The organism is Serratia sp. JSRIV006 (assembly GCF_019968685.1).
GTDB classification, from domain to species: domain Bacteria; phylum Pseudomonadota; class Gammaproteobacteria; order Enterobacterales; family Enterobacteriaceae; genus Chania; species Chania fonticola_B.
In genome coordinates this window covers 16,334-42,929 of sequence record NZ_CP074138.1, presented here as the reverse complement: position 1 = coordinate 42,929, position 26,596 = coordinate 16,334, and the positions used below count along the sequence as shown (strand labels likewise).

At 53.3% G+C, this 26,596-nt stretch carries 34 protein-coding genes, 1 tRNA gene and 2 pseudogenes; 31 read left to right on the top strand and 6 right to left on the bottom strand.

Annotated elements, in window-relative coordinates; translation table 11 throughout:
* Nucleotides 1–348 precede the first annotated feature (348 nt).
* On the top strand, nt 349–1,323 hold the full coding sequence (locus KGP16_RS26835) for an IS30 family transposase (RefSeq protein ID WP_223498397.1): 975 nt from the start codon (nt 349–351) through the stop codon (nt 1,321–1,323).
* A gap of 45 nt (nt 1,324–1,368) precedes the next feature.
* On the top strand, nt 1,369–2,025 hold the full coding sequence (locus KGP16_RS26830; protein WP_223498398.1) for an AAA family ATPase: 657 nt from the start codon (nt 1,369–1,371) through the stop codon (nt 2,023–2,025).
* A 45-nt stretch (nt 2,026–2,070) separates the two neighbouring features.
* On the opposite strand, the gene KGP16_RS26825 is transcribed toward KGP16_RS26830, so the two are convergent.
* Entirely contained in the window at nt 2,071–3,030 is a 960-nt protein-coding gene (locus KGP16_RS26825; RefSeq protein ID WP_223498399.1) for an Rpn family recombination-promoting nuclease/putative transposase, read from the bottom strand.
* Nucleotides 3,031–3,431: 401 nt separating this feature from the next.
* Here KGP16_RS26825 and KGP16_RS26820 point away from each other — a divergent pair, with 401 nt between their 5' ends.
* Both KGP16_RS26820 and KGP16_RS26815 read left to right on the top strand, forming a co-directional pair.
* On the top strand, nt 3,432–4,127 hold the full coding sequence (locus KGP16_RS26820; protein ID WP_223498400.1) for an IS6 family transposase: 696 nt from the start codon (nt 3,432–3,434) through the stop codon (nt 4,125–4,127).
* Nucleotides 4,128–4,241: 114 nt separating this feature from the next.
* A pseudogene (locus tag KGP16_RS26815) lies at nt 4,242–4,481 on the top strand (recombinase family protein); the annotation flags it as partial.
* 181 nt (nt 4,482–4,662) lie between these two features.
* Here KGP16_RS26815 and KGP16_RS26810 read toward each other — a convergent pair.
* The 3 genes from KGP16_RS26810 to KGP16_RS26800 all read right to left on the bottom strand — a co-directional run bounded on the left by KGP16_RS26810 (nt 4,663) and on the right by KGP16_RS26800 (nt 8,466).
* Nucleotides 4,663–6,795 (bottom strand): TonB-dependent receptor domain-containing protein, encoded by a 2,133-nt coding sequence (locus KGP16_RS26810; RefSeq protein WP_223499784.1) that lies wholly within the window; start codon nt 6,793–6,795, stop codon nt 4,663–4,665.
* A 152-nt stretch (nt 6,796–6,947) separates the two neighbouring features.
* Entirely contained in the window at nt 6,948–7,436 is a 489-nt protein-coding gene (locus KGP16_RS26805) for a DUF2946 domain-containing protein (RefSeq protein WP_223499785.1), read from the bottom strand.
* A 331-nt stretch (nt 7,437–7,767) separates the two neighbouring features.
* Complete coding sequence (locus KGP16_RS26800) at nt 7,768–8,466, bottom strand: IS6 family transposase (RefSeq protein WP_223498385.1); 699 nt, start codon at nt 8,464–8,466, stop codon at nt 7,768–7,770.
* A 62-nt stretch (nt 8,467–8,528) separates the two neighbouring features.
* Between KGP16_RS26800 and KGP16_RS26795 the strand changes: the two are divergent.
* The 4 genes and pseudogenes from KGP16_RS26795 to KGP16_RS26780 all read left to right on the top strand — a co-directional run.
* A pseudogene (locus KGP16_RS26795) lies at nt 8,529–8,684 on the top strand (helix-turn-helix domain-containing protein); the annotation flags it as partial.
* 287 nt (nt 8,685–8,971) lie between these two features.
* Nucleotides 8,972–9,048: transfer RNA gene (locus tag KGP16_RS26790), tRNA-Ile, on the top strand.
* Between the two features lie 339 nt (nt 9,049–9,387).
* Entirely contained in the window at nt 9,388–9,645 is a 258-nt protein-coding gene (locus KGP16_RS26785; RefSeq protein ID WP_223498386.1) for a TraR/DksA family transcriptional regulator, read from the top strand.
* A gap of 226 nt (nt 9,646–9,871) precedes the next feature.
* Nucleotides 9,872–10,204: a hypothetical protein gene (locus KGP16_RS26780; protein WP_223498387.1), complete on the top strand. Its 333-nt coding sequence runs from the start codon at nt 9,872–9,874 to the stop codon at nt 10,202–10,204.
* 638 nt (nt 10,205–10,842) lie between these two features.
* Here the strand turns inward: KGP16_RS26780 and KGP16_RS26775 are convergent.
* Nucleotides 10,843–11,352 carry a phospholipase D family protein gene (locus tag KGP16_RS26775; protein ID WP_223499710.1) on the bottom strand — a complete coding sequence of 170 codons (510 nt, stop codon included), beginning with the start codon at nt 11,350–11,352 and terminating at the stop codon, nt 10,843–10,845.
* 27 nt (nt 11,353–11,379) lie between these two features.
* On the opposite strand from KGP16_RS26775, the gene KGP16_RS26770 reads away from it, so the two are divergent.
* From KGP16_RS26770 to KGP16_RS26715, 12 genes are all read left to right on the top strand, one after another.
* A complete protein-coding gene (locus tag KGP16_RS26770) occupies nt 11,380–12,078 on the top strand; it encodes an IS6 family transposase (protein WP_223501704.1) in 699 nt (232 codons plus the stop codon).
* Between the two features lie 514 nt (nt 12,079–12,592).
* Nucleotides 12,593–12,808, top strand: a complete 216-nt coding sequence (locus tag KGP16_RS26765) for a hypothetical protein (protein WP_065684367.1) — start codon at nt 12,593–12,595, stop codon at nt 12,806–12,808.
* Between the two features lie 59 nt (nt 12,809–12,867).
* Nucleotides 12,868–13,080: a hypothetical protein gene (locus tag KGP16_RS26760; protein ID WP_223501702.1), complete on the top strand. Its 213-nt coding sequence runs from the start codon at nt 12,868–12,870 to the stop codon at nt 13,078–13,080.
* A 93-nt stretch (nt 13,081–13,173) separates the two neighbouring features.
* Nucleotides 13,174–13,476, top strand: coding sequence for a hypothetical protein (locus KGP16_RS26755; protein WP_223501701.1), 303 nt, complete (start codon nt 13,174–13,176; stop codon nt 13,474–13,476).
* Nucleotides 13,463–13,678: a hypothetical protein gene (locus tag KGP16_RS26750; protein ID WP_223501699.1), complete on the top strand. Its 216-nt coding sequence runs from the start codon at nt 13,463–13,465 to the stop codon at nt 13,676–13,678. The genes KGP16_RS26755 and KGP16_RS26750 overlap by 14 nt, the downstream gene beginning before the upstream one ends.
* A gap of 33 nt (nt 13,679–13,711) precedes the next feature.
* Nucleotides 13,712–13,996 (top strand): hypothetical protein, encoded by a 285-nt coding sequence (locus KGP16_RS26745; protein ID WP_223501697.1) that lies wholly within the window; start codon nt 13,712–13,714, stop codon nt 13,994–13,996.
* A gap of 42 nt (nt 13,997–14,038) precedes the next feature.
* Nucleotides 14,039–14,854: a tyrosine-type recombinase/integrase gene (locus KGP16_RS26740; RefSeq protein WP_223501696.1), complete on the top strand. Its 816-nt coding sequence runs from the start codon at nt 14,039–14,041 to the stop codon at nt 14,852–14,854.
* A gap of 3 nt (nt 14,855–14,857) precedes the next feature.
* Complete coding sequence (locus KGP16_RS26735; protein WP_065684373.1) at nt 14,858–15,067, top strand: hypothetical protein; 210 nt, start codon at nt 14,858–14,860, stop codon at nt 15,065–15,067.
* A 61-nt stretch (nt 15,068–15,128) separates the two neighbouring features.
* Complete coding sequence (locus KGP16_RS26730; protein ID WP_065684374.1) at nt 15,129–15,599, top strand: hypothetical protein; 471 nt, start codon at nt 15,129–15,131, stop codon at nt 15,597–15,599.
* Complete coding sequence (locus KGP16_RS26725) at nt 15,583–15,906, top strand: chromosome segregation protein ParM (protein ID WP_223501695.1); 324 nt, start codon at nt 15,583–15,585, stop codon at nt 15,904–15,906. Before KGP16_RS26730 ends, KGP16_RS26725 begins: the two co-directional genes overlap by 17 nt.
* Before the next feature lie 129 nt (nt 15,907–16,035).
* Complete coding sequence (locus KGP16_RS26720; protein WP_223501693.1) at nt 16,036–16,518, top strand: hypothetical protein; 483 nt, start codon at nt 16,036–16,038, stop codon at nt 16,516–16,518.
* A gap of 2 nt (nt 16,519–16,520) precedes the next feature.
* Nucleotides 16,521–16,958, top strand: a complete 438-nt coding sequence (locus tag KGP16_RS26715; RefSeq protein WP_223501692.1) for a hypothetical protein — start codon at nt 16,521–16,523, stop codon at nt 16,956–16,958.
* A 731-nt stretch (nt 16,959–17,689) separates the two neighbouring features.
* Here the strand turns inward: KGP16_RS26715 and KGP16_RS26710 are convergent.
* Entirely contained in the window at nt 17,690–18,955 is a 1,266-nt protein-coding gene (locus KGP16_RS26710; protein WP_223501720.1) for a DUF1173 family protein, read from the bottom strand.
* A gap of 552 nt (nt 18,956–19,507) precedes the next feature.
* Between KGP16_RS26710 and KGP16_RS26705 the strand changes: the two genes are divergently transcribed.
* The 11 genes from KGP16_RS26705 (at nt 19,508) to KGP16_RS26655 (ending at nt 26,456) form a co-directional block, all read left to right on the top strand.
* Nucleotides 19,508–19,747, top strand: coding sequence for a hypothetical protein (locus tag KGP16_RS26705; protein ID WP_223501691.1), 240 nt, complete (start codon nt 19,508–19,510; stop codon nt 19,745–19,747).
* 2 nt (nt 19,748–19,749) lie between these two features.
* On the top strand, nt 19,750–20,082 hold the full coding sequence (locus KGP16_RS26700) for a hypothetical protein (RefSeq protein WP_083196345.1): 333 nt from the start codon (nt 19,750–19,752) through the stop codon (nt 20,080–20,082).
* 369 nt (nt 20,083–20,451) lie between these two features.
* Nucleotides 20,452–21,135, top strand: a complete 684-nt coding sequence (locus KGP16_RS26695) for a DNA methylase (protein WP_065684380.1) — start codon at nt 20,452–20,454, stop codon at nt 21,133–21,135.
* The gene (locus KGP16_RS26690) at nt 21,132–21,356 is read left to right on the top strand and encodes a hypothetical protein (RefSeq protein ID WP_065684381.1); all 225 of its coding nucleotides are present in this window, start codon (nt 21,132–21,134) and stop codon (nt 21,354–21,356) included. Before KGP16_RS26695 ends, KGP16_RS26690 begins: the two co-directional genes overlap by 4 nt.
* Nucleotides 21,357–21,361: 5 nt before the next feature.
* Nucleotides 21,362–21,775: a DUF1380 family protein gene (locus tag KGP16_RS26685; protein WP_218520529.1), complete on the top strand. Its 414-nt coding sequence runs from the start codon at nt 21,362–21,364 to the stop codon at nt 21,773–21,775.
* A gap of 59 nt (nt 21,776–21,834) precedes the next feature.
* Complete coding sequence (locus KGP16_RS26680; protein WP_218520530.1) at nt 21,835–22,635, top strand: hypothetical protein; 801 nt, start codon at nt 21,835–21,837, stop codon at nt 22,633–22,635.
* 181 nt (nt 22,636–22,816) lie between these two features.
* Nucleotides 22,817–23,434 (top strand): IS66-like element accessory protein TnpA, encoded by a 618-nt coding sequence (gene tnpA / locus KGP16_RS26675; RefSeq protein WP_223500317.1) that lies wholly within the window; start codon nt 22,817–22,819, stop codon nt 23,432–23,434.
* Entirely contained in the window at nt 23,431–23,778 is a 348-nt protein-coding gene (gene tnpB, locus KGP16_RS26670; protein WP_223499772.1) for an IS66 family insertion sequence element accessory protein TnpB, read from the top strand. Before tnpA ends, tnpB begins: the two co-directional genes overlap by 4 nt.
* A gap of 19 nt (nt 23,779–23,797) precedes the next feature.
* Nucleotides 23,798–25,369: an IS66 family transposase gene (locus KGP16_RS26665; RefSeq protein WP_223499771.1), complete on the top strand. Its 1,572-nt coding sequence runs from the start codon at nt 23,798–23,800 to the stop codon at nt 25,367–25,369.
* A gap of 320 nt (nt 25,370–25,689) precedes the next feature.
* Nucleotides 25,690–26,118: an antirestriction protein gene (locus tag KGP16_RS26660; RefSeq protein ID WP_223501690.1), complete on the top strand. Its 429-nt coding sequence runs from the start codon at nt 25,690–25,692 to the stop codon at nt 26,116–26,118.
* Nucleotides 26,119–26,198: 80 nt separating this feature from the next.
* Nucleotides 26,199–26,456 (top strand): hypothetical protein, encoded by a 258-nt coding sequence (locus tag KGP16_RS26655; protein WP_065684455.1) that lies wholly within the window; start codon nt 26,199–26,201, stop codon nt 26,454–26,456.
* Nucleotides 26,457–26,596: the final 140 nt, after the last annotated feature.

The following is a 26,596-nucleotide window of genomic DNA, read 5'->3' as shown; positions in this document are numbered from 1 at the left end:
AGGAGGCCTGCGTCCTGACGATCGTGCCGATGCGCCCAAACGCATCATCCTCGGTATGCAGGCCAAGCAGTTTGGCTACGAGTTGCAGATAGGCTTGCCCCCGCCGCCGGTCAGCCCGTATTTCGGCTTCGATCCCGAGATCAAGCAGGAGGAGGCGTGGCTGGGGGAGCGACGCTCCCCCTCAAACCTGTTACTCATGCGGAGTAATCAGGCGGTCAAGGTGCTTGGTATCGATGGGGACAACGTGGACTATACCCCCGCCCCATTCCCAGTTGAAATGCAACAAAGTGACCCACTGGCTAGACCCGGATAAAATCACCGTTCTGGCCCTACTGGAGATCCCTTTGCATGCAGGGAAAACATCTGACTCAGAAAGAGCGGTTCTACATCGAAAAACGTCGTGATGATGGGGTTAATCAGGCCACCATTGCCAGGGAGCTCCAGCTTCCGCGCTCTACCATCAGCCGGGAACTCAGACGCAATACCGACGCCGCTTTCAACGGCGTTTATTCCTGCAGAAGGGCAGAAAAACTGGCCAGAGGACGGCGTCAGAAAGCACGTCCGGATAACGTGGTTAACCAGTTTGAACCGCACATTCAAGAATTTATCAGGCATGCGCTATCTACCCACACTTCACCTGAAGTCATCAGTGGACGCCTGTTCCTGGAATTGGGTTTATCGGTCAGCAAGAACTCGCTCTATCGCTATATCCAGCAGGAGCGCCAGGCCGGCGGAGACCTGTATCAACAGCTCCCCCATCGGGGTAAGCGGTATAACTATCAGACCGACCAGGCCAACCGTGGTCCTATTCCCAACCGCGTTGGCATTGAGCACCGGCCTGCCGAAGCGGACCTCAAACAACAGCCCGGACACTTTGAAATTGATACCATTTTTGGCAAAGACCAGAAGTCATTCCTACTGACCGTGGTCGATAAAGCCGTCAAGCTGGTCATCATTCGCAAACTGCCCAACAAGCGTGCAGAGACGGTGGTCGCCGCGTTCAGGGACATCGTCGCCAATACTTTCTGCGAGTTTAAAACCCTGACCGCCGATAACGGCCCTGAGTTTTCGCAGCACGAGGAAATAACGAAAATAACGGGAGCCACGGTCTACTTTGCCCGGCCTTATCATTCCTGGGAGCGTGGATTGAATGAGCACACTAGCGGGCTGATACGGCGGTTTTACCCGAAAGGAACAGACTTCAATCAGGTCACCCATCGCAAGGTCGCAGCACTCGAACACCTGCTCAATACGCGAGGGAGAAAATGTCTGGGCTATCGTTCTCCGAATGAGGTATTTTTAACGCACTTACAGGCGGCATAATGCCCTACCGTTTTGTTGCGTTTCGACTGGGAATGGGGCCCCGGTATGTTGCCCCACGAGTCGGTGTTCGGGCATCTTGCGGAGCCTGAGCGCTATCCCGAGATTGCCAGATTGCGCCACCTTATCAACCAGTGGCGCTTCTATCATCACTTCGATATCGCCTCCGGCTCGCCCCTACGCATTCCCCAGCCTTGCATCAGAACCCCGGTTCTGAGCCATGACGGGGGGGATCTCGCGGCGGCCTTTGCCACTATCGTCGACATTGGGGATGTCGAATTGCTGCACGGCATCCTCGCCCGTGCCTTTCCCGATGCCCGTTTCCACGTGAGCAACAGCGAAGCGGGACTCGAGATGATGATGACGCGTGAGGGGCTGCGGCGACCGCTGCGGGCCCGTGAGCTCTCCGATGGCACCTTGCGTTTTCTCTGCCTGACCGTGGCACTGCTCAGTCCGCGTCCGGCACCCTTGGTCGTGTTGAACGAGCCGGAAAGCAGCCTACATCCCGATATGCTGCCGGCGCTCGGTCAGCTGATTGGCGAGGCGTCGCGTTACTCTCAGCTCTGGGTGACGACTCACAGTCCGGTGCTGGCACAGGCGATTGAAGCCCATGCATCGTGCCGTTATATCCCGTTGCAACTGATTAACGGGGAGACCTGCCTACATGATCCGACGCGCCGTGAGTGGCGATTTGACGAGAACTAGCCAAGGCGTGTTGTCCGGCAAGGTCGTAAGTCTCTCCAAAACGGGTTAATGACGGATCTGCGCCAGCTCATCGGCAGTGAGACCCGTGGCGTTCATTACCGTCGCCAAATCAAGGCCACTGTCGAGCAGCGAACGGGCGATCTTCAGTGCGGCTTCGCGCTCGCCTTCCTGCCGCCCTTTCTCGATGCCCTTTTCGATGCCCTTTTCGATGCCGAGCTGGAGGCCTTCCAGGCGGCCTTTCTCGAGCCCTTTTTGCTCCAGTTTTTGTGCAATCGTCATAAGTACCTCTTCGTGCTGTGGCGCGCGGCGGGCCAGTTCTCGGATAAAAGCCTCCGGGGCGGCCGTATCGCCAACCTGCAGCATGTAATTCATCAATGATGCCAGTTGATCACTCGTAGTGTATCCGGCCAGCAGCAAAGTGACCAGTTGTTCCATCAGTTCAAACAGATCGCGCTGTCGGATGTGTTTCTGCAGCAGCGTCAGCGCCGCCATGCTGCGGTGGCCCATAATCTCTTCGTCGGGGATGACTGTCACATCAACCAGCGGAAACGCTGCGGTGTACAGTTTTTCCGCCAGCACGGGAGCATCAAATTCCTGCAGCCAGTTGGTCGAGTACGGATAAGGGCTGCGTTTACCGGTATAGAACAGTACCGGAATGACCAGTGGCAGCTTCTTATGGCCGGCATCGAGGTGACGCTGCATGGCGGCGACCGCATAGCGTAGCAACCTGAACGCCATGTGTTTGTCCGCCGTGGATTGGTGCTCGATAAGTACCATCACGTAACCGTCAGTACCGGCGGTAGTTTTCAGGCTGTAAAGCACGTCGCTGAAATACGGGCGCAGGCTTTCTTCGACAAAGCTTCCGGACTCCAGCTTCAGCGTGCTCAGATCACAGATAGCCTGCAGCTCTGCCGGCAAGTGCAATTGCATAAAATCCCGGGCGGTATCGGGATGCGTCAGAAACTGTTTGAAGGCCAAATCATGTGGCGTAGGGGTCTTTTTCATGAGGCTATCGTAACATGTTGGTCCCCCGGCTCACTATCGCAGCGTTGGGTTTTGTCGGTACCACGGTCAGCGGAGTCCGCTGACGCCAGCCAGCAGGTTATATGCTCGCTGACGGCGACGTCATGTAGAGCCACGCCGACTTTTTGGCCGTAAAAACGCAACTGGCAGAAGCAGAAGCCTGGGCAGTTGCCAGGAACAATTCGGTATCATGTAGTTTTTCGCGGAGTAGAGTGAGCGTCATCCCAAGACGTTGATAGGATTTGGCCGCCGGGTGTGGAGTGTTGCGGTGCTATTTAAGTATCCCTGTACCGAACCGGTTCAATCCGGTACTGTTTAAGCGGCTCTGTCGCGTTAAGGCGGCGTCAGGTAATATGCTGTTTTTTTTGTAATGTTGCCTATTAATGTCTCTGATCAGGAATGCCTTTAAACGCTTGCATTATCCCATCGATATCATCGCGCAATGTGTTCGTTGGTATCTGGCTTATGCCCTTAGCTTGCGCAATCTCGAGGAAATGATGGCTGAACGCGGCATTGCTGTTGACCATGCCACACTGCATCGCTGGGTTATCCGTCTGGTGCCGTTGTTGGACAAGGCATTCCGCCGGCATAAACGTTCGGTGGGTCGTCGATGGCGAATGGATGAAACTTACATCAAAATGAACGGGCAGTGGAAGTATCTGTACCGGGCTGTTGACACATCAGGCCAGACAATCGACTTTCTGCTCACTGCCAAACGTGATGCCGCCGCCGCATTGCGCTTCTTCCGCAAGGCCATACGTCATCACGGCGAACCCGAGGGGGTCACTATCGATAAAAGTGGGGCCAACACAGCGGCTTTGGCCACGCTCAACGCCGACAAACCCGATGAGGAAACGATTACAGTGAGGCAAAGTAAGTACCTAAACAATCTGGTTGAGCAAGATCACCGCAATATCAAACGCCGGATAAGACCGATGCTGGGATTCAAATCGTTTCGACGGGCACAGGGGCTTTTGGCGGGCATCGAATTGATCCACATGATACGCAAAGGACAATATCAGCATCCGGAAAGTGAGGTATTGTCACCTGCGGAACAATTTTATCTGTTGGCTGCCTAAATAATCGGCAACACCCACTTTGGCTGGCCTGTGCCCGTTAATGCGACAGAACCCTTTAAGCCTTACTGACCTACTTTAAACGAACTGGTTTCGTTAAAGGACTTAAACAGTACCATGACCATGTTTGTTCGTGCCTACCTCCGTGCCTCAACCAGTGAACAGGACGCCCAGCGCGCCCGGGACATGCTTGAACGATTTGCCCGTGAGCATAAAATCACTATCTGTAACTATTATGCTGAAAATTAATCCGGTGCCCGCCTCGATCGTCCGGATCTGTTTCGTCTGCTGAAAGACTGCCAGCGTGGTGACGTTCTCCTCGTTGAAGATGTTGGAGAGCATGAAAAAGTGTGGGGCAATCATCGAATGAGTCTTCCGCTGGGGCTAAAATAACCAGCATCCTTTAGTCACCATGCTTGTTATCGGGGTTTGAGGGCCAATGATGTAAAAAACCACGCTAAGGAGATAATTTATTGTTTATGTTGAATGTGATGGCCCTGGTAACTATCAGGGCCGACTGCCATTGTCTCAGACTGCGTCAGAACTTCACGTTAACTTTTGCCCACAAGGTGCGGCCCGGTTCATTAACAGACGTATTCGCGGAATAGCCGAAACTGCTATTTCCAGCAAGGTTCAGGTGTTCACTGTAATCCTTGTTGAACAGGTTATCGACACCCGTGCTGACTTTGACGTACTTATTGACTTTGTACGCCGCATTCGCAGAAAAGACCGCAAAACCCGGGCTGGCGACAAAATCCTTGCCAACGACATTCCCTTCATTCTCGGCAATCCGGTTCTGGCTGCTGACCAGACGTAGCAAACCGGTACTGCTCCAGTCCCCTTTTTCCCATGACAGCCCTAGGCGGGCTTCCAGCGGTGGGATTTGTGGCAATGGTCTGCTGTCACGGGTATTTTCAGCCCACGAATAAGCCAGACTGGTCTCGGTTTTCCAACTGTCCGTCAGTTTATAACTGAAACCAGTCTCTCCCCCCATAATACGGGCATTAACGTTATCGGCTTCGCTAACGCGCGCATTGTTGGGATCATAACGGAACAGAATAAAGTCGTTAACATGCCCAACGTAGGCGGACACCCACCCGTTCAGTTTCTTGGTGCTGTACTGTGCACCTATATCCAACTGAGTGGTTTTCTCCGCTTTTACACTATTAAAGGCGCTGGTATTGCCACCAGGCCCATAGGTTGGAGAGAACAGTTCCCAATAATCAGGGAAACGCTCGGTATAACCCACACCGGCATACAGCATCAGTGGCATGTCTGCCAGCGAGTGTTCTATGCGGGCAAACCCGGCATGTAACACATCGTTGCGTCCTGCAAGGCCGGTGTCGGTAAAGTTATCTACCAACACACGATCCAGACGCGCACCGCTCACGACGTTATCTTGATCGGTGACTGTCCAGGTCAACTCACTAAAAACGCCATAATTACGGAAGCGAGCATCTTTCACCCAGCTATCGCTTTCTTTGTTACGGTGCGTGTTCTGCTGCATGTCTGCGCCGCTTTCAAGCTTGATATCACTCCACAGCCAGGTTCCCATCATGCGGCCACCGACGGTCCGGCGATCAAGTTGCATAGCCATGGGCATGCTCATATTCATGCTCGAACTGCTCGCCGTGTTCATTGAGGATGACATGTCCATAGCCGATGACGTCCCCATGCTCATTGATGAACTGTCGTGCATGGCGCCCATGGACGAACCCATGCCGCCCATTGACAGGCTGCCGGGGGTTCTCAGCGAGAAATTATCCATGATGTGATCGGCGTAGTTGTAATAAGTACTGGCTTCAAATTTGTCGAACACGTCCCCGATGTTGGACTTTTCAAAGCGCATCCCCAGGCTTTCGCGTTTGAATTGTGAACCATCCATACTGCGCCCGGCATAACGCGCTTCGCCATCGCCTTGCCCTGCGGTCAGCTCCAGCCAGGTGTCTTTATCCGGCGTCCACCCCAGTGCCATATCCGCGTTCCACTTATCCCACTGAGAAGGCACTCGCTGGTTGTTACCATCCTTGTAGTCGTCAGAACGTGATTTGTTACCGATCAAGCGCAGGTAACCTTGCTCATTCCCCAGACTGAGATCCGCATTTTGATCCCAACGATTATTTGATGCCCCGAGCAGGCTGGCATCACCCTGAATACCGGCTTTCTGAAAAGAAGGTCGCTCACGTTCGAAATGCACTGTCCCCGCAGAGTTACCCGGCCCCCAAAGCACCGTTTGCGGCCCCTTGGTCAGCGTCAGAAGATCATAACTTTCCGGTGAAATATAGGAGCTCGGTGCATCCATACGCGCGGGACAGGCTCCGAGCATTTCACTGCCGTTGGTCAAAAGGCGTAAACGCGAACCGAACATACCGCGAAAAACCGGATCGCCATTGGTTCCGCCGTTACGGATTTGAGAAAACCCCGGGATGGTTTTCAGATAATCAGACCCGTCACTGGCCGGAACCGGCTGGCGCGGTGTTTTAGGTGAAGTCACGATCGTCAGTGGAGAAATGGCCGGTGCAGTAACTACCATCACCGACACATCATCTGGGGTAGCAGCGCTATTCTGATGCTCTTCATAGCCGTCTTCAGCCTGAACAAACACGGGTAAGGTGAACATCAAAGCCATCACCGTTGCAAGCGGTGATAAAGAGAATCGAGTATTTTTCATGGTTAAAGCCTGTTTTTATCGGCCTGCCTTTCCCAAGCAGGCACTCGCTGACCACCATATGAAATGGCCAACATAAAGCGTCACAAAACGGTGAGCCTGTATCCGGCTCTGTTTCGTGCTCGGTGAATTATTGTCTTGCTGAACGGCAAAACTTAATGCAGTGAAAACAGGCTAGGCGGTGCTCGGGGCTGGTATTCGGAGTAACAAGCGGACAGTAACGGAGCAACAATGACAGGCAAAAACGGTGCCTGTGAAACAAGCCGTATCAGCCAGATAAAAGGAATGAAAACAGTCTGGATCAGCGGCAAGTGAATAAGGAGTTGACAATAGCCGCAGGCGATGTCCTCCATCGGTGAACTGCCCGGCTTTGAAACCAGGTGATGGGACATGCCCTGATCAATAGCGCAAGCAGAGCCTAAAGAAGAATGGAGATCATGCTCCATACCTGGCATGGCGTGATGCATGGCCGCCATATCAGGCATATTATTGTGTGTGCTGGTGATCGCTGCCGAACAAGGCTGACTGGCACGCTGGTGCTCCAGCGATTTCGAAATCACCGGGGCCAGGAACAGCATCAATATCGCCAGCAGAGACAGATAAATGGGGAACTGGCGGCGAGAAAGTAAAAAAAGCGATAGCAACCGAACAACCGCACTTTAAAAAAATGTTGCGCTATAGTACCGAATGAGGAAGGGGATTGTTACAAAAACTCTATTCATCTATCAAAATAAAGAAGTTGATCATGGTTCAATACGAAATCCCATCTCCAATCCTACACAAATCCGAAGGATCACCAGATGCTGTATCTGACGCTAAAAGTGGCAGAAAACCAACGTGCCCTATACGCAACTTGTAGATCCTGTCGTTCAGGTTAACCGGGACCATCACGGCGGCATATTCGGAGAAACCAAGCTTAAAGGGTTCTGTCGCATTAACGGGCACAGGCCAGCCAAAGTGGGTGTTGCCGATTATTTAGGCAGCCAACAGATAAAATTGTTCCGCAGGTGACAATACCTCACTTTCCGGATGCTGATATTGTCCTTTGCGTATCATGTGGATCAATTCGATGCCCGCCAAAAGCCCCTGTGCCCGTCGAAACGATTTGAATCCCAGCATCGGTCTTATCCGGCGTTTGATATTGCGGTGATCTTGCTCAACCAGATTGTTTAGGTACTTACTTTGCCTCACTGTAATCGTTTCCTCATCGGGTTTGTCGGCGTTGAGCGTGGCCAAAGCCGCTGTGTTGGCCCCACTTTTATCGATAGTGACCCCCTCGGGTTCGCCGTGATGACGTATGGCCTTGCGGAAGAAGCGCAATGCGGCGGCGGCATCACGTTTGGCAGTGAGCAGAAAGTCGATTGTCTGGCCTGATGTGTCAACAGCCCGGTACAGATACTTCCACTGCCCGTTCATTTTGATGTAAGTTTCATCCATTCGCCATCGACGACCCACCGAACGTTTATGCCGGCGGAATGCCTTGTCCAACAACGGCACCAGACGGATAACCCAGCGATGCAGTGTGGAATGGTCAACAGCAATGCCGCGTTCAGCCATCATTTCCTCGAGATTGCGCAAGCTAAGGGCATAAGCCAGATACCAACGCACACATTGCGCGATGATATCGATGGGATAATGCAAGCGTTTAAAGGCATCATTTCTGATCAGAGACATTAATAGGCAACATTACAAAAAAACAGCATATTACCTGACGCCGCCTTAACGCGACAGAGCCCAAAGGCGTCAGGTTTGGCCGCAGGCGCACCATCGACCGTAACGCAGTGCTTGCGCTTCGTCAGGAAGGTAATGGTGCTACAGCTATAGCCAGGGAGCTAAGCATCGCCCGCTCTACGATATATAAAATTCTGGAAGACGATAATCTTACACAATAGAGCCTGTTTTTTAAAGTTAAGATAATGATAAAAATAACTTTTTAGACGTTAGGTGGCACTTTTCGGGGAAATGTGCACGGAACCCCGACCTTTGTGCTTTCCTCATGTGATTTGTTGGAAGTATAAACATATCTTTACAATTTGAAGACAAAAAAATACCTGTCTTGGGGTATAAAAACGATGCCTGACATGCCCATATGACCAGGTACCCCAACTATTTTGAGATTTGGAAAATCTCCTCACGCAGGTAATGCATACCTGCGTTTTTTTTACTATTTTTTGATGAAGGCCCTTTAGCTCAGTCGGTTAGAGCGCGCGACTCATAATCGCTCGGTCGCTGGTTCGAGTCCAGCAAGGGCCACCAATTACGATTATCGCATATTGGCTATTCGCTCTGTGTCCAGGCTGATGGTGTGGCGAAGACGGTAGATGGCTTGATACACAGGCAAAGGGGACATTCTGGTTTAGGGATCTCCACTCTCTGAATTTGCGGACAGCTGAATGTCCCCTTTGCTGTGATGAGTGTCTCTCCCCGACTATGATGCCTGCCAGCGGTATGTTTCTGTCGTTACGCGCTTTAACGATAACATCATCAACCTAAAAAATGGCGGTTGTTGAGACAAGGGGCTACGTTTACAAGCTGTAATCGTGTTAGGCGGGCCACCCATTGGCTCAATGTGTATTTACCGGGATTGATAAAATCATGGCAGATATTGCTGATGAAGCACAGAATGAACATGAAAAGATGATCGAACGTGGCTTGATGGCCATACGGTCACAGTTTACAGCAAGCAGTGCGCTTGTCTGCCAAGATTGCGGTGAGCCGATACCGGAACGACGTCGTCACCTGTTACCTGGTGTCAAGACCTGTGTCCTGTGCCAGGAGCGAAAAGAGTTCCAGCATAAGGTTGGGGTTTATCCTTTGTTGACTCGCCATGCTGTCAATCAGGACGAAGAGTGATTGGTGGATCTATAGGGGGATGAAGCCCAACTGATTAGAAAAGTACGTTAGCGTGTCAACATTTTTATTTCCAGACAACCTATATATATCTATGAAGCTAATCTGGTAAAACTTTCAAAAAAAATTGCCGTGTTTTTCCCTGCGGTTGTGATCCCAATCCCTATAGGCGACAGCTGACGTTTATTTGTTTATCCCGTTATTTTTAAACTATTTTGGTGTGGTTCTTATGAAGCTAAGTACAAAACTACGTTCATTTACTTTTTTAGTTGTCGGCGGGTTATCGATATTAACATCTAACGCTGTCGCATCAACTCCGGATGTATGGGACGAACATAATAAAATGGTTATAGCTAGCTGTATTAAAGCAAGCAACTTTAAGGAAATAACGCCAGTTGTAAGCAGGTTGATGGGATTTTCAGATGAAGTTGGTTATACGGCACTATTATTACAGGGTTTTTATCCTCAACAACATATGGAAAATCAAAAGGGGCGGGAACTTTGCCTTTTCAATAAAAAAACGCAAAAAGCCTATATCAGCGAAGTTGACGGTTATCAATAATAGATAGGGGGTGTTGGTACCAGCGTCCATACTGAGCAATGGGCGGTTTTTTGCTTACCATTCTGATGTTCATTTATGGGATCTTTGCCGCGATGACGCTACCAATACTGCAGATCAGGAAGAAACATCTTGATGATTAGGTGGTTGGTCTTAGCGAGGCAGAAACAAAAAAACCACCAAAAAAGGTGGTTTTTTTGTGCTGTTCAGGTTAGCGGCCTTCCCAGCAGGGCTGTGTTACCAACGTAACGCAAGCGCATCCAAGTGCCTATATTTTGGGCTGCTTTACATGCACTGTCAAGTGCCTGTTCGCGAAAGGTTAGTGTACAATATGGTGGGGCCTTCCCGCTGTGTAGCAACGGGCATCGGATTCAGGGAGGGATTTCCAACGGCCGTAAACGCAAGCGCATCCAAGTGCTTGTATTCGCGGTTTCATCTCCGGTGGTGGCATCGTGAAGCGGTCTTCGCAAAGGACCGCACAATGAAACGGTACATTTGTATTGTCATCGTTGTATCTGGTGCATTGTTGTCATCTGGGAATGGGGGTTGGAGTATTTCCAACAACTCAATTTCGGTGATCATCAACGCAGCAGACAAGTAAGCCAGGTGACCGCCCCTATATTGGGGCGGTTTCCTTACGCTCAGTATGACGACTGCCAGTCTGTACCGTCATCCCAGCGTGACTGCCAGTGTGCCAGGTACGACTGAGCCAGTGCAGGCATCTCGCGTATGACCAAGACACTTTCTGAGTTGGCCCGGGCCGCAGCTCTCGTGTAGTTAAAACTTCCTACTTCAACAGTATGATTATCCTGAATAATTACCTTATCGTGCATAATGGCGTAGTGACCGTTCGTCCGTAACTGAATTCCTGCGTTCACCACGATGTTTATTGCGGCCTGATTAGCCTTATTCCGGTTTCCTTTATCATCAAGCACGATTTTTACGTCCACTCCGCGCTGATGTGCATTGACCAGTGCTTTTACGACCTCCGGTGAGGTGAAAGAGTAGCCCATCATGCGGATGCTCTGTTTTGCTGAATCTAAGGTGTTCAGAACCAACTGCAGTGCGCTGCCTTCCGGAGAGAATCCTGCTTCAATAGTCGGTGTCGCAATGACAGGGCTCTGTCGCGTTAAGGCGGCGTCAGGTAATATGCTGTTTTTTTGTAATGTTGCCTATTAATGTCTCTGATCAGAAATGATGCCTTTAAACGCTTGCATTATCCCATCGATATCATCGCGCAATGTGTGCGTTGGTATCTGGCTTATGCCCTTAGCTTGCGCAATCTCGAGGAAATGATGGCTGAACGCGGCATTGCTGTTGACCATTCCACACTGCATCGCTGGGTTATCCGTCTGGTGCCGTTGTTGGACAAGGCATTCCGCCGGCATAAACGTTCGGTGGGTCGTCGATGGCGAATGGATGAAACTTACATCAAAATGAACGGGCAGTGGAAGTATCTGTACCGGGCTGTTGACACATCAGGCCAGACAATCGACTTTCTGCTCACTGCCAAACGTGATGCCGCCGCCGCATTGCGCTTCTTCCGCAAGGCCATACGTCATCACGGCGAACCCGAGGGGGTCACTATCGATAAAAGTGGGGCCAACACAGCGGCTTTGGCCACGCTCAACGCCGACAAACCCGATGAGGAAACGATTACAGTGAGGCAAAGTAAGTACCTAAACAATCTGGTTGAGCAAGATCACCGCAATATCAAACGCCGGATAAGACCGATGCTGGGATTCAAATCGTTTCGACGGGCACAGGGGCTTTTGGCGGGCATCGAATTGCTCCACATGATACGCAAAGGACAATATCAGCATCCGGAAAGTGAGGTATTGTCACCTGCGGAACAATTTTATCTGTTGGCTGCCTAAATAATCGGCAACACCCACTTTGGCTGGCCTGTGCCCGTTAATGCGACAGAACCGGCTCGCCCCGTTGTCCCCTCCGCGGGATCGGCCTTTCCGACATCCGTGGTTTCCGGCAAGTCGGTACCCCGCCCCGGAAAACACCACATGTAGGAGTTCACCCCTGATAGAGCCACTGTATGTGGTGGTTTACCCCGCCAGAACCGGTTCAGAAATCACGGTGTTCATGATTAATTTGATTCCGAGTTAGGGTATAATTCCAGAAAGCGGAAGCCAAAAAAGGATCCATAAGGATCCTCACGACGAATTACTTTTGGTGCAGCCGCGCCCCGCTTGGGCGATAATTTGGGGCACCGGCGATCGCCATCGATGCACTCGGCGAAAAAACGGGCGTTTTAGGACAAGATTGCGCTACGTGAAATCTGAACGTCGACGTGGGGCGTAGATGGGCAGATTTTACGTAGCGCTACCCAATGAAGTATGGCGGTCGTGAGACGAGGAATTTCAACAAGGAGTCTTTATGTTCGGGTTCAGTAACGCTGGTGACACAGGAAATGTGAACGATTGGATGCTGTTTGCGGTTATTTGCTTTTTCGTGGCAAGTGCCTACTTCATTTTTATGGCGACTGATCAGGCGCGTGAACGTCGGTGGAAAGCCTTTACGGCTACCAGCATCGTAGGTATTAGCTTTTGGGCCTTATCGGGCTACGTGGGCTGGTTTATCAGCAACATGTGAGCAAAACCAGGTAGCGCAGCGTTTTCGCATGCGAAACGATAGGGGTCAGGGAGGAAGGGATGTTTGAACATGCCGTCGAGAGCGGTAGTCCACTGGATATGTGGCTTAAGTTGTCGTCTGTGTTGTTTGGTGCAGGTATTGTGATCGCGATTTTGATTTTCACCTTTATCCTGGCGGGGCTCGTGCGTGACCGCAGGTGGATGGCGGCATGTACGTTGGGCTCCTGCAGTGCCGCTTTGGTGGGTCTGATGTTTGCGGTGTGGAACATTTAGCGCAGCAGCATTTTGGCCTACCGGCATGTGTAAGTGTACAACGACAGGGTATCAACCAGAGAAGTGTTATGGAAATTATTCTCGGAGACGTTTATGAAAACATTTTTAGTGTATACCGAAGACCTAAGGGGTAGAGAAACATTGACATCTATTTTGAAAAAACACTTCAACAACGGTATTTTCGAACAATTATCCATCGCTTATGAAAATGAGAGAAATTTTATCCGTATAGATTTATCCGACAATGTCACTATCGAAATGATGAAATTCTTCATTTCAGAAGTACCTGAAGGTCATCAAATGCATCAAATTCTTGCAACTAATTTTAAAGAATCCGAATTAAATTGGCGAGAGGTGTACCCGGCATCTGATGGCTACATCTATGGAAACAGCTGATTTCTTCAGTAAGTTTGCACGCATGGGGCCTTTCGTCGCGGGTATTGGCCTGTCACGAATACTCTGGCAAACGACCAGTGGCCACGGTCGTACCGTCACCCACCTGGTTAACGTCGGCGTGGTTACGCTTCAGGAAGGGCGTTTGTTGAAAATGACGGTACTGTGGTTGTCCCTGGGCATAGGTATTCGTGTTCCGGGATGAGTCGAAACATAATGAAAGGCAAAGGAGATAAGTATGGGACAGAATTTAACGCCTGAGCAGGCCCGCTTTGCAAAGATGGTGGTCGGTTATCCGCGACTGTCAGGGTACTGGGATTTTGACCAACGCATTTGCCATGAAACCGAATTGCGCAAGGCGCTGAATGCCATGAGCAGCGGTGAGGAACATCTGGCGCGCTTCTTTCTGGGACTGTGGAATGGCAACGATGAAGGGTTTGACATGCTAGACGCGGTACGCGATCTGGATCACCAGGAACGCCAACAGCTGATTGACTGGCTGCGCGATCCGTTCTGGCCATAACAATGTATATGAACATGCAACAACGTCGCCTGGCTTATAAATATGAATGAACAAGCCAACTACCGTGCAAAGCTGGTCACCACCGGTACGCCAACAGGCCAGGCAACACCCCTGCTGGCCTCCGAGAACTACCAGCATGCGCTGGCATTGCGCAAAATGGCACTGGTTTATGAAGAGTTGCCGCGCTATCTGCTGGCACCCGAGGTGGCTGCTTTGCTCCATTATCTGCCGGACTGGCCACAGCATGCATTGGTCAACTTGCTTTGGAACACCGGTGCCCGTATCAATGAAGCGCTGTCCCTGCGTCGGCGTGATATCCGCTTGACCGTCGAGATGCCCCATATTGTGCTGCGCACAGCAAAACAACGCCGTAATGGTCCGGGACGTCCCGCAAAAGGGAAATCCGCCAATCGGTTGATACCGTTGACCGATCCGCACTTTGTCGACGAGCTGCGCCGGTTGTTTGCTAGCACGAAAGAGCAGTTCGAGATTGACTCCGTGACAGGCGAACGTACACCGCTCCCGATTTGGCAGGCCACCGATCGCACGGTACGCAATTGGCTCACCAAGGCGGAACGGCAGGCTAACAGCGAGGGAGTTTATTTCAGCGTGCCGGTCACTCCCCATGTCTTTCGACACAGTTACGCGATGCACATGCTGTACCAAGGTACGCCACTGAAGGTGCTGCAGGGACTGATGGGCCACGAAAAAGCCGAGAGTACGGAAGTGTATACCCGCGTGTTTGCGCTCGATATCGTGGCCAACCGCCAGGTGCAGTTCTCTGTGCCGGCACAGGATGCGATCGAGATGATGCGCACCGTTCACGCTCAACCAGGTCTACCAGACAACGGACAATGAAAGATGATCCCAGAGCTGACTCACGAGCTGCGTGCGCGGTTGCGCTACACCGCAACGCAGGCCTTAGCCCAATTTGCCAAAGAAACACCTGAAGCCAAAGAGGCCATTCATGATTATATGGAAGCCGTGGCACCGGCGACAATGATAGCGCTGTTGGACGAAAACGAACGGTTCCGGGCAATGATCGCGGACTTATTGGCAAAAGCTGAATAATCTCTCTTATTCATGTCCACATGAATAAGGTGCGCAACACAAAGGCAGGAACAACGTGAAAATGGAAAGTCGATGGTTGGCGCTGCAACGCAAGGTGCTCAACTTTTACGATAACAGACCTGTGATGGCATGGGGCTGTTTCATCGTGGTTGCCGCTCTGGCCACCTGGCATGCCTGGGCCGTGTTTCTGCCGATTTTATCTTCGGCTGAACCCGAGCAGCTCGGTTACCATTTTTTGATGGCCACCCTGTTCACGGCCATTGGCCTGTTTATGGCGTACTGCCGAATTCAACGGCTGGAGATTATCCTCAGTGAGCCTGGCAATCTTAGCAAAGTGCTTGAGGCCCATGATGGTCCTGTCTCGCCTGAATTGCTGGACACGTTGCGCTCAGTGGCGGATGAGTTCGGGGTGAGAGGAAAGTTTGAGGCCTTTCTTGCCCAGTACGACGTTGCTGCCCTGCCCACCACACAGGTGGTGTATAACCGGTTGGTCACCCTGGCAGAAGAGGCCGCGCATGACAAGCCACACTGACATGCCAGCACCCTCAAAACCGGGCAGGCTGTCAGCTATTCAAAAAGACGTCCTGTTCTTATTGGCCAGCATTGAAGCCCGAGGCAATGACCGGCCGGTACCGGTGGCGACGTTGCTGCAGATGATCAATCGTGTCCGGGTAGAATCGGTGTTTGCCACCAACTTCAGGGCATCCTGCCACACCCTTGGCGCACGGCAGCTGGTGAACACGTTTCGTAATGAACAGCGTCACCTGGCATTGATGTTGACAGATAACGGGCGTGAGTGTGCGGCGCTGATCGTGGCGAAGCGTACCCAGGTCTCCTGAACACCCATCTAAAGCAACTAACGCTAACGCCCTGCGGTTGTTCAAACCCCTCCCGCGCGACAGGCAAGCTGACGGCACGGAAGGGATTTATCGATAAAGGAAACAGCGTACGAAACAGGGAAATGTGAAATGACTGAAAAACGCGTATTTGTTCACAGATTACACCTCTTTATCATCAGAGGATTTGTAGACTACCCCGTACTCACCTGGGGCAGTGTCGTGTTGTCACTGGCGATCGCCTGCTGGGGATGGCTGAATTTTGTGTACCCTGAGTGGTTCGCAGAAGGACCTTTCATCTCCGCCTTGCAGGTTTACTTTGCGGGGTTAGTGGGGGTGGTATTTACGGTTTTCTGCCTGGTACTGCTGTTTGACTTCAGCCAGCGCAAACGGATCATGTGGATGGATATGGCATGGCAATTCCATCATTATCAGAATGCCACCCCGCCTCCTCATTTGCTGGACTACATGATGCGGATGGCGGACGTGTTCAATGTGGGGGGGCCGTTTAGGGCGTTCCTGGCCAGCTATCCGGAGGACGCAATGCCCACGACAGAAGTGGTGAGGAATCACCTGAAAATGTTATTGGATGAACAACGGAATAATAAGGGATGAGCATGCGAATAAATGGAAACCCGCTGCAGGTACTGCAACTCAGGATGATTGATTTTCTCGATAACCATCTGGTGTTGTCCAGGCTCTGTATCCTGCTGCTGCTGAGCATGGGGTCGGTGTATTGGTGGCTAGGGTTTGAAGCCACGGGGCTCTCGTTGCGCCATTGCCTGTTCGCCGGTATGTTAACCGTTCCCGCCTTGTTCATGATGTATTGCCTGACCAACCGATTCAACATCCTTCTGGCTTCACCGTCTCATACCATGTTGGGTGACGACGATCTGGCCACACTGAAAGATCTGGCTGCCGATCGAGGCTACCTGGACGAATTTGAGACATTTGTTGCACGCCATGACACGGCTACCCCGCTGACCGTGAATGCAGCGTGTCGCATGGTTGTCAAATTGGACGAGAAAAGAAGGAAAATACGGCGTCAGAAGTGAGCCGAAAAACAGGTTTTGTATCGGCGATCAGTGTGACGTTTATCTAGTGATGACCGTGATGTTGACCAGCTGCAAATCGCAGCCGTACAACTGGGCGTCCAATGCGAGATCGCTGAAGGCCTGCAGCATGTCATCGAGTACAGATGGGGGCACCTGATTTTGAGACGAAAAAAAACCCGGTCTGGTAAACCGAGTTAATTTTCTGTACCGGCATGAGTGGTTGTCATACACGGTACGGTGCTACTTGTACCTGCTAACTGTATATAATTTTAACGCTGTTCGGTGATCCAGTCAATGTTGCTACGGGTATCGAAGGCCTTTATACTCCCTGCCGTTGGTAGTGCGACGTTGTTGCAGCCTCTCTAGCGTGGATACGGGTTATTCGTACAGGTTTTTTATCCCGATTGGAACCAGGTGGTGCTGTCCGATCTGCTTCCACCCAAAAGAGTGCTGCTTGTACCTGCTAACTACTGGTATGCGCCGTAAGGGGGAACCCAAAAGCACTTGCTGCGTGTGGCGCTCTCCTGAATAAGGAGGCTGCCAAGTGATAAGTCTGACAACTATCCTTGTGGTGTTGAATATCATTCACGTCACATTGCAGATTATCGTTGCCATCAAGCAACTGACCGGACGCCCGTAAGGGAGAAAGGAACTTGAACAAAGGCGGGGGTTAACCACCCCGCCTTTTTTCGTATCAACGCAGAACCGTGAAGTGATAAATCACGGGTGATTTATCTGGCTTGGGGAAAACTACGCATATTCTCACCCAAAGGATCAGCGGTCGCGTCCCAAAACCACCATCCCAGCGGGCCAAATTTGTCGTTATACCAGGTTGCCTTCACGTGTCGGTGAGCAAGATAGTCCGGTGTGGCCATGCCGAAAACTTCCAGGGGCAAGGACGGGCAGCCCGGAACGTCGATCAGGCAAAAGTCGGGGAGGTACTCATCCAGGGCGGCATCATAACGCAGCGGTTTGGTGAAATGACGGTTTTGTGCATGTAACCGTGATTCAAGGTGATGTTCATGGCTTGAATCCACGGGGATGTAGCGATCGCTGACCAGCATCAATCCCAGCTGAAGAATATTGGCGCCGGCGATATTGTTTTTGGACAGGAAAGGTACGTCTGTCAGTGCAATGGCCATAACGCGCTGACCAGCTTGCCATCCGGCAGCTGCTGCAGGAAAACGTGTCAGGGTTTTTAGCCACAGTGCGGTGTTGATGTTCAGATGGGGCAGGCCATGGTAATCCTTCACCCACAACTTCGCAGGATCGCGAGCTCTGTCTTCTGTGTAAGTTGCCAATTCAGCAATAGCCACCATGCGGTTTTTCTTTTGAATGGCCTGCTGCGTACGGGTTTCGTTTTTCAGAGCGGTAACTTTCTGTCGTTCTGCAGGGAGAAGCAAGACATCACTGAGACACGTCTTTCCCGCATCGATCGTGCTGGCCTGTTGGTTTAAAAGGTAGCTGACAAGACTCGCCGTTCGCTTGCCTTCCATCCTCGGACGCCACAAATTCAACCCGGCAGATTCCCACAACAGATGCAGCAAGCCGAGGATCGACATGCTTGGCTGCCCCTGAGTTGATCGCCGTGCCGGCGCGATAGGTGGAACCCCATCGACGTCAGCCTGGTCGGCTTCCCTGCTTTGCAGTGCGTAGGTCAATTTGATTTGCAGGCGAGCATTCGACTTTTCCTTGATGACCCCTTCCGCGTAACCCTGCTGCCCCCCTTCTTTGTTCAAACGGCTGTAGAAGCTGCAGTTTTCTGCGTGTTCGCTGCCAGTATGGGGGTGTTTGGCCAGATGATATTTTTGATTGATGTATTTGATCATTAATCGAGGCCCGCCATGCAGTGTCTTGCATTGGCAGAGCGCGTACCCATCAACCGCATACGCTTCTTGAAGCCTGGTCTGCATGGCTGGAGAGGTATGCCGTTCCGGGCTGAATTTGTATATCCCGCAAACCGAATGAACATGTATCCAGTGTGATGCCTGTTTCATCATTCCCTCGACTGAACGTGGTTTAGACAATGAGAGTGCGTTTTTACAGCGGCTATTTCAATAAATATTAGCCGAGCAGCTTACCCACCCTGGCCGCAGGTTTGCATACCTTGCGAGTAGACAGCTATACTCCGCGCCAGTCGCGGGCTTGCATACCTTGCGACTGACGGTGGCCCGTCTTCAATGCACTGCCGTGGCCACCGTCTCTCAATTCTCCTTGTCTGAACGATCACCACATTATCCCTTTTCCGTTGCGGCCAGGATGCGTGCAGGTCCATAAATCTCAGTTTATGGACCTGCGGGGATCGGACAACCGCAGGGCGTCAGCGTGGGGCTTGCGCCGTAGCCCAACGTAGTCGTGCCGTGTCGTCTGCTCAGGGACGCGTTGCCACCTTCTCACCCGTTCGCACTTACGCCGTTCCGTCGTTCGCTTGCGCTGCGGCTTGCGGCGGTGCCCTGGCATACGCCACTTTCCGCCCGACTGTGTTTTTGCTACGGCGCAAGCCGGTATCCCATTCCACTTTTACCGGAGGGGGCGAGATCCTCGCCCAGATGACCATGATGCGAAAAATGACTGTCCATGCCTTCAAACAACGTCTCTCTACTTACCCGGACGAGGCGTTGTGCTGTGGCACGTTCTGGTTGGCTGCAGACGTGCTGGCGCTAGACAACACCCTGGATGAGGACGCTATAGAAGCTGTTATGGAGCGTGCTGAAGATTCTCACGATGCCAATATCGGGTTCAATAGGGATCACCTGCAGGCGGCCATTGACACAGTCAAAAGGGGATGAACATGACCTGGTTGATCAGCTTTGACATAAAAACCGCTGGGGTTGAAACCGAAAAGCACCTCATCGTGCAGGCCGATTGCCTGGCCATGGCAGAACACGGGGTAAAACAGATGGGCGCCACCTGGTGGCCAGAACTGCAGCAAGACGAAGGAGAACATTGGTGGTGCTTTGACCAGGGTGAAGTGTGGTTCAGTGCGATCACGCTCCTGGAGGATGTGGAGTTTTCTATCCTCCGGGGGCTGGGGTTCTTAAGTCTCTGGCAGGTCAGTGAAACACCTGACGGGGTGATCGTCAGGGATGAGTTTGGCCACTGCTGGCAGGATTACAGGCGGTAACAATCCGTATCGGGCAGGGAAACCTGTCCGTTCTTGCCTGAAGGAATAAGGATGTCGCGGTGCTCCTCCTTCTCGCCGCTGCGCGGGGTGTCAACTGCCGGTGCCAGTGTGCCTCACCCTGCGGCCACGGGGCGGGCGCTTTTTCCGCTCCTGCCCTGCGTAGCGGAGAGTTTACGCAGGTCACTCGCCTGCTTGATGAACGCCCTTCAAGCCGCTTTCGCGGCATATCCTTGCCGCGATACCCCTGCGGCTGCGGTATTCCACGGTCGGCCTGACCCGTTGCAGGGTGCGGCGTACAGGCACCGGCAGCAGGGAACGGGGGCCGTACCGACCCCCTCCTGTCGCCGTCTGACCATAAGGAGTACCCCTATGTCTCGATTTCTTTTGGGTAACTGTGTCCCGATCATGTCCGAATTCCCGGCTAACGCCGTTGACTTCATTCTCACGGACCCGCCGTATCTGGTCGATTTTCGCGATCGTTCCGGCCGTTCTATTGCCGGCGACAAAACCGGCGAATGGCTCCAGCCAGCCAGTGATGCCATGTACCGCGTGCTGAAAAAGAACGCGCTGATGGTCAGTTTTTATGGCTGGAACCGTGTCGATGCATTCATGGCCGCGTGGAAGCAGTCTGGTTTTAGGGTGGTGGGCCACCTGGTCTTTGCCAAGACCTATGCCTCAAAATCCGCCTATGTCGGCTATCGCCATGAGTGCGCCTATATCCTGGCAAAGGGCCGTCCTGCATTACCGGAAAACCCGCTAGCCGATGTATTGGACTGGAAATATACCGGCAACCGTCATCACCCAACGGAAAAGCCCGTGACCAGCTTACAACCCCTGATTGAGTCATTCACACACCCTGGTGCCATTGTTCTCGACCCGTTTGCGGGCAGTGGCTCGACCTGCGTCGCCGCGTTACGGGCAAAACGGCGTTATATCGGTATCGAGTTATTGCCCCAATACCACGCGGCTGGCGTCCAACGGCTGGCCGCAGTACGCCGCGCCATGCAATACCCGGCTGCCAATGATGGTGAACACTACCCGGAGGCGGCATGAAGAACTACGAGGGCTTTGAGGCGCTTCGCGAGGATATCGCCAAGGTCGGCCACATGATGGATGAATTGCATATGGCGCTGTTCAAACTGACGAGCACGTATCCCGTCACGGAAGACGCACTGGTAATTCGACTCGCAGGACAGAGCCTGCGGCGGATCAACACGCTGTGTCTCGAGGCATATCGCGAAATGGCCGCACTGGATCACTGTTTTGAGGAATGAAGACGATGTATGGAACCCGATTAGAAATTATCCGTGAATTGAAACGTATGTTCAGTGCTGAAGAACCGCTGGCGGTGCTGGTCTGGACCACTGAAAGCGTGATGTCTCTAGCGCAATCCCACGGTATTACCGAGTCAGAGGCGACAAAGGTGTTGGCCCGGATTGGCGATATACCCATGCAAGAATACCAGAACCAAGGTGTTTCCTTCTCGTCGGTGATTAATGTGTTGAGGCTCGTTCGCAATGAAGATCGAGTGGTAGAAGTGCCAGCGGATGTGCTGGCGAGGCTGACCGTGTTTGCCGGTATGGCACTAGAAATTGAGAGCGGTATTGCACAAGACGACAAGATTGAGTTGTTACCAGAGCTTGTTCAGGGATTTGAAGATCTCGACAGAGTAAAAGCCCTGTTAGCCGCCTGATAGTCCAGTGCCATGCCACAAAGGTGGCGTGGCCTTACCGAATGTAAAGGAACACATCAATGACAGCGAATAAAACGCTTACTACGTTAATCCATTACCGGGCACTGGAGCTACTTGAATCCCAAGGCTGGCCTGAACATACCGATGCCGTGGCGGTATCGGCAAAATGGCCCTGTTGGTTAGGTATCTGTGTGCGCCTGAATGCGGGCGACCTGGTGAGGTTGCTACCCAAACTTGCCACACAGTTGGTGATTACGGAGCAGCAAAATAAACGACTGTATCGAGCGGTTAGAAAACTCAGAGGCACGCAAGCCGAAATGGTCTTGAGCCTGGACCAACTGGTCACGCCGGCAGTACCGGGAGACAATACCCTTGTGACCTTCCCCGATGCACACCAATGGCTGACCGATAAGGAAATACAGGCCGTGTTGAACGTCATGAAATCCGCCATTCGTAAAGTGTGCATCCAGATGTTAGATGATGCTTGCCTTATCCAGACGGCCGTGATGCCGTCCCAACAGGTGAAATTGTTCGAACGCAAAACGCGCTATTTTCGGATGGTTGCCGAAGAGTGCGACGGGGAAAGTTGGTTTGATGCTACAGACACGGAAGAAACAGATCGTGTGCTGGACGCCATACTTAACAAGGGCGCGAGGTATGGCTGTGTGCGGTTGCTCGTCGTAAATGAGTTGGTGGGGACCGTTGTCGCTTATGAAGACATCAGTGATGTTTTGCGGTGCCCTGGACAATCACCACGGCATTGGATGTGCCGGGAAGCGCTGCATAATGTGTGTAGTGCGGCACGTCAGGATGTGTTGAGCCTGCTGAATGCGTTCCGTCCCTTCCTACAGAAAGTCTGATCGCCCTGGGCAGGTTGTGACCTGCCCACTTCAACACTTTGCATAAGGATGTCGCCTGGCTCCGCTGTTTACCCGGCCACGGTGTGGCCTTGTGACGTAATACCCCTTTGTTGCGTAAGCGTCTCATCCAGACCGTCTTTCATTTTCGCCCGTGTTTCCTACCATGGACACTTTCGCGAACATGGACACTACCGTGGACAAAAATACGCCTTACTCCAGAAGAACCTGGATCACCACTGCACTCAGCCTGCGATTTAACGACGCACTGACCTACCGTGAAATCGCTGAACAACTCAATGTCAGCTCTTCTGCCGTTCATAAAATGTTTACGCGTTTTCGACGCACCGGCATTAACTGGCCACTGCCGGAAGGGTATACGCCGGAACGCCTTGAGGATGAGCTTTACGCCTTCAACCTCGAAACCAACCTTCCCGTCAAAAAACGTCGTCCGGACTGGCCTCTGGAGTTCAGGATCCGTATGGCGGAGCTGAGCCTGCAGCCGGGGGCCTGTGTGGCAGAGCTGGCGCGGCAGCATGGAGTTAACGACAATCTGGTGTTTAACTGGCGTAATCTGCATCGCCAGGGGCTGCTGGATCCTGCCAGCAGAGCCACACTCATCCCCGTCACCGTGGAGCCTCTTTCGCCTCCGCCAGGGCGGACCGGGACCGTATCAACGGACCTTCCACCGGTCATCAGTTGCAAGCTGACGCTACCGGGCGGAAGCCTGAGCCTGACCGGGCCGCTGACGCCGGAGCTGTTGCGCGTACTGGTCAGCGAACTCAGGGAGGGTGAGGCATGATTAACTTTCCCGCAGGGGCGCGCATCTGGCTGGTTGCCGGCGTGACGGATATGCGCTGCAGCTTCAACGGGCTGGCGTCGAAGGTGCAGAACGCGCTGCGGGATGACCCGTTCAGCGGGCATCTGTTCATCTTCCGCGGCCGTCGCGGCGACATGATAAAGGTGCTGTGGGCGGACCGGGACGGCCTGTGCCTGTTCACCAAACGGCTGGAGCGGGGGCGCTTCGTGTGGCCGGTGACCCGCGACGGTAAGGTGCACCTGACGCCGGCGCAGCTGTCGATGCTGCTGGAAGGCATTAACTGGCGGCATCCGCAGCGGACGGAACGCCCTGGCCTGCGGGTGTAACCTGCGCTAAAGTGGGTTCATGGACACCTCATACCCCGATGAAAACGCCCGGCTCAGGGCGCTGCTGCAGGAGCAGCAAACGACCATCCGCAAAATGGCGGAGTATAACCGCCTGCTCTCGCAGCGGGTGGCGGCGTACGCCAGCGAAATCAGCCGGCTGAAGGCGCTGGTCGCTAAGCTTCAGCGTATGCAGTTCGGCAAAAGCTCCGAAAAGCTGCGTGAGAAAACAGCGCGCCAGGTCAGTGAGGCGGAGGAGCGCATCGGCGCCCTGCAGGAGGAGATGGCGGAGGTGCTGGGTGAGCAGCACGACCCGGTACTCCCGCAGCCGCTGCGCCAGTCTTCCGCCCGCAAGCCGCTGCCCGCCTCGCTTCCCCGCGAAACCCGCACGCTGCCGCCGGCAGAAACCGCCTGCCCGGAATGCGGCGGCGAGCTCACTTCGCTGGGCTGCGACGTGTCGGAGCAGCTGGAGCTCATCAGCAGCGCCTTCAAGGTTATCGAAACGCAGCGGCCGAAGCTGGCCTGCTGCAGCTGTGACCACATCGCACAGGCCCCCGCGCCGTCAAAACCCATCGAGCGCAGCTACGCAGGCCCCGGCCTGCTGGCCCGCATCGTCACGGCGAAGTTCGCGGAACATACGCCGCACTACCGCCAGTCGGAAATATACCGCCGGCAGGGCGTGGAGCTGAGCCGTGCCACGCTGGGGCGCTGGTCCGGTGCGGTCAGCGAGCTGCTTGAGCCGCTGTACGACCTGCTGCGTCAGTACGTTCTGATGCCGGGTAAGGTGCACACCGACGATATCCCTGTGCCAGTGCAGGAGCCGGGCAGCGGCAAGACGCGCACGGCCCGGCTGTGGGTCTACGTGCGTGATGACCGCAATGCCGGTTCACAGCTGCCGCCCGCGGTGTGGTTCGCGTACTCGCCGGACCGTAAGGGCGTGCATCCGCAACGTCACCTTGCCGGGTACGGCGGCATCCTGCAGGCGGACGCGTACGGCGGCTATAACGCGCTGTACGAAGACGGCCGCATCACGGAAGCGGCCTGCATGGCCCATGCCCGCCGAAAAATCCACGACGTTCACGCCCGCACGCCGACAGATATCACCACCGAAGCGCTGAGGCGCATCGGTGAGCTGTACGCCATCGAGGCGGAGATACGCGGCAGCCCGGCAGAAGAACGGCTGGCAGTACGTAAGGAGCAGACTATCCCGCTGATGCAGTCGCTGTACGACTGGATACAGGTGCAGATGACGGTGCTGTCGCGCCACTCGGATACGGCAAAGGCATTCGCGTACCTGCTGAAGCAGTGGGACGCGTTAAACCTGTACTGCAGCAACGGCTGGGCGGAGATAGACAACAACATCGCGGAGAACGCGCTGCGCGGCGTTGCCCTGGGCCGGAAAAACTGGCTGTTCGCGGGTTCAGACGCGGGCGGAGAGCGTGCTGCCGTACTGTACTCCCTTATCGGCGCCTGCCGGCTGAACGGCGTAGAGCCGGAAGCTTGGTTGCGTCATGTGCTCACGCATATCCAGGACTGGCCGGTAAACCGGCTGCGCGACCTACTGCCGTGGAAAACCGACCTCACATCTGAATAAACGTCAATACGGTCTGGATGAGACGCTTACTTTGTTGCTCTGGTGTCGTGACGGCCGGGTGCCATGCCTTCACTGTAGCCCGGCTGCGACGAATACAAGGGTTCGCGTGCCGTTATCCTCGCCCGTTCTCGCTCACTTTCGCCGTCATTTTCCCGTCGTTCGCCCGCTCAATTTTCACGGACTCACCGTACAAATACCGGCTTTCGTTCGCTGCGCTGCGGCCTGCGGTAACGCCCTTGTATTGCGCCGCTGCTCGCCGGGCTGTCGTGTCGGCACGGCACCGACCGGTGTCGCGGAACATGATATTTCGGAGGTATTCCATGCACTATGTCGCAGCTCAGCCCGTTTTGAACGTTGAAGAAATCGACCGGCTTTCATTCCTGCCTTATTTGTTTGGTGACGATTTCATGATCGCAGAATTGCAGGTGTACGCCTTGGCCCGTAAACACCTGACCGACTACGAGGACTGTTTTTGGCACTTTGTACGACTGCCGCAGGGCGGCGGCTACATGATGCCTACTGGCGATCGCTATCACATGATTAATGGCAACGGCTGGTTTGACCGCCCTGTCAGCGGTGAGGTGGCGGGGATCATCCTCACGGCGCAGGCCATTAGCCGCCGCTGCTGGGTACACAAAGACTGTGGGGACAAGGAACAGCTTCAACACTATCTGTTGAGAGAGTTCCAGCTCTGGAACTTTATCGAAAGCCATCCCGACAGTGCCGCGATTAGCGCAGCGCTGGAGTGACGAAATAAAAAGACCTAGGCAGGCAGCAACGCTGCTTGCCTCAATGGATAGTGCCCTTGAGCGTGCAATGAGGAAACAGTATGGAAATGGAAATGACGGTAGGCAACCTGATAGACCGACTGCAAAAGAATTATTCCCTAGATGACTTGTGCGTGGCTTCACTCTGGTTTGATGAAGACTTTTTGTCGAAAGCGTATGGAGAAGAGTTAACAAGGGAAGAGATCCACGCCGCGATGGTAATGACCAATAACTATGATGCGAATGAAGGTATTAACTGGTCAGTGATCGAGGATGCCGTGGAAAACGTGCTTGACGGTCGTGAAGACCCCAAGGCGTGACCCGTTAACCTATAAATGGCAGGGGGAAACCGCCTGCCTAACACCGCCAAACCCCCAGGCATTCTGTACCCTGCCGCTGAAGGTAGGGAACGCGCCTTCGGCGCTTTACCCTACCCTCATGCGTTGATGTTTCTTCAAGA

Coding starts and splice junctions, on each gene's coding strand:
- KGP16_RS26810 (WP_223499784.1), bottom strand. CDS start 6,795: ATGAAAAATACTCGATTCTCTTTATCACCGCTTGCAACGGTGATGGCT.
- KGP16_RS26720 (WP_223501693.1), top strand. CDS start 16,036: ATGACTGAAAAACGCGTATTTGTTCACAGATTACACCTCTTTATCATC.
- KGP16_RS26760 (WP_223501702.1), top strand. CDS start 12,868: ATGTTTGAACATGCCGTCGAGAGCGGTAGTCCACTGGATATGTGGCTT.
- KGP16_RS26715 (WP_223501692.1), top strand. CDS start 16,521: ATGCGAATAAATGGAAACCCGCTGCAGGTACTGCAACTCAGGATGATT.
- KGP16_RS26685 (WP_218520529.1), top strand. CDS start 21,362: ATGTATGGAACCCGATTAGAAATTATCCGTGAATTGAAACGTATGTTC.
- KGP16_RS26665 (WP_223499771.1), top strand. CDS start 23,798: ATGGACACCTCATACCCCGATGAAAACGCCCGGCTCAGGGCGCTGCTG.
- KGP16_RS26730 (WP_065684374.1), top strand. CDS start 15,129: ATGGAAAGTCGATGGTTGGCGCTGCAACGCAAGGTGCTCAACTTTTAC.
- KGP16_RS26750 (WP_223501699.1), top strand. CDS start 13,463: ATGGAAACAGCTGATTTCTTCAGTAAGTTTGCACGCATGGGGCCTTTC.
- KGP16_RS26690 (WP_065684381.1), top strand. CDS start 21,132: ATGAAGAACTACGAGGGCTTTGAGGCGCTTCGCGAGGATATCGCCAAG.
- KGP16_RS26680 (WP_218520530.1), top strand. CDS start 21,835: ATGACAGCGAATAAAACGCTTACTACGTTAATCCATTACCGGGCACTG.
- KGP16_RS26655 (WP_065684455.1), top strand. CDS start 26,199: ATGGAAATGGAAATGACGGTAGGCAACCTGATAGACCGACTGCAAAAG.
- KGP16_RS26785 (WP_223498386.1), top strand. CDS start 9,388: ATGGCAGATATTGCTGATGAAGCACAGAATGAACATGAAAAGATGATC.
- KGP16_RS26780 (WP_223498387.1), top strand. CDS start 9,872: ATGAAGCTAAGTACAAAACTACGTTCATTTACTTTTTTAGTTGTCGGC.
- KGP16_RS26835 (WP_223498397.1), top strand. CDS start 349: ATGCAGGGAAAACATCTGACTCAGAAAGAGCGGTTCTACATCGAAAAA.
- KGP16_RS26830 (WP_223498398.1), top strand. CDS start 1,369: ATGTTGCCCCACGAGTCGGTGTTCGGGCATCTTGCGGAGCCTGAGCGC.
- KGP16_RS26695 (WP_065684380.1), top strand. CDS start 20,452: ATGTCTCGATTTCTTTTGGGTAACTGTGTCCCGATCATGTCCGAATTC.
- KGP16_RS26705 (WP_223501691.1), top strand. CDS start 19,508: ATGACCATGATGCGAAAAATGACTGTCCATGCCTTCAAACAACGTCTC.
- KGP16_RS26725 (WP_223501695.1), top strand. CDS start 15,583: ATGACAAGCCACACTGACATGCCAGCACCCTCAAAACCGGGCAGGCTG.
- KGP16_RS26745 (WP_223501697.1), top strand. CDS start 13,712: ATGGGACAGAATTTAACGCCTGAGCAGGCCCGCTTTGCAAAGATGGTG.
- KGP16_RS26755 (WP_223501701.1), top strand. CDS start 13,174: ATGAAAACATTTTTAGTGTATACCGAAGACCTAAGGGGTAGAGAAACA.
- tnpB (WP_223499772.1), top strand. CDS start 23,431: ATGATTAACTTTCCCGCAGGGGCGCGCATCTGGCTGGTTGCCGGCGTG.
- KGP16_RS26825 (WP_223498399.1), bottom strand. CDS start 3,030: ATGAAAAAGACCCCTACGCCACATGATTTGGCCTTCAAACAGTTTCTG.
- KGP16_RS26765 (WP_065684367.1), top strand. CDS start 12,593: ATGTTCGGGTTCAGTAACGCTGGTGACACAGGAAATGTGAACGATTGG.
- KGP16_RS26740 (WP_223501696.1), top strand. CDS start 14,039: ATGAATGAACAAGCCAACTACCGTGCAAAGCTGGTCACCACCGGTACG.
- KGP16_RS26770 (WP_223501704.1), top strand. CDS start 11,380: ATGTCTCTGATCAGAAATGATGCCTTTAAACGCTTGCATTATCCCATC.
- tnpA (WP_223500317.1), top strand. CDS start 22,817: ATGGACACTACCGTGGACAAAAATACGCCTTACTCCAGAAGAACCTGG.
- KGP16_RS26660 (WP_223501690.1), top strand. CDS start 25,690: ATGCACTATGTCGCAGCTCAGCCCGTTTTGAACGTTGAAGAAATCGAC.
- KGP16_RS26735 (WP_065684373.1), top strand. CDS start 14,858: ATGATCCCAGAGCTGACTCACGAGCTGCGTGCGCGGTTGCGCTACACC.
- KGP16_RS26700 (WP_083196345.1), top strand. CDS start 19,750: ATGACCTGGTTGATCAGCTTTGACATAAAAACCGCTGGGGTTGAAACC.
- KGP16_RS26710 (WP_223501720.1), bottom strand. CDS start 18,955: ATGAAACAGGCATCACACTGGATACATGTTCATTCGGTTTGCGGGATA.
- KGP16_RS26800 (WP_223498385.1), bottom strand. CDS start 8,466: ATGTCTCTGATCAGAAATGATGCCTTTAAACGCTTGCATTATCCCATC.
- KGP16_RS26820 (WP_223498400.1), top strand. CDS start 3,432: ATGTCTCTGATCAGGAATGCCTTTAAACGCTTGCATTATCCCATCGAT.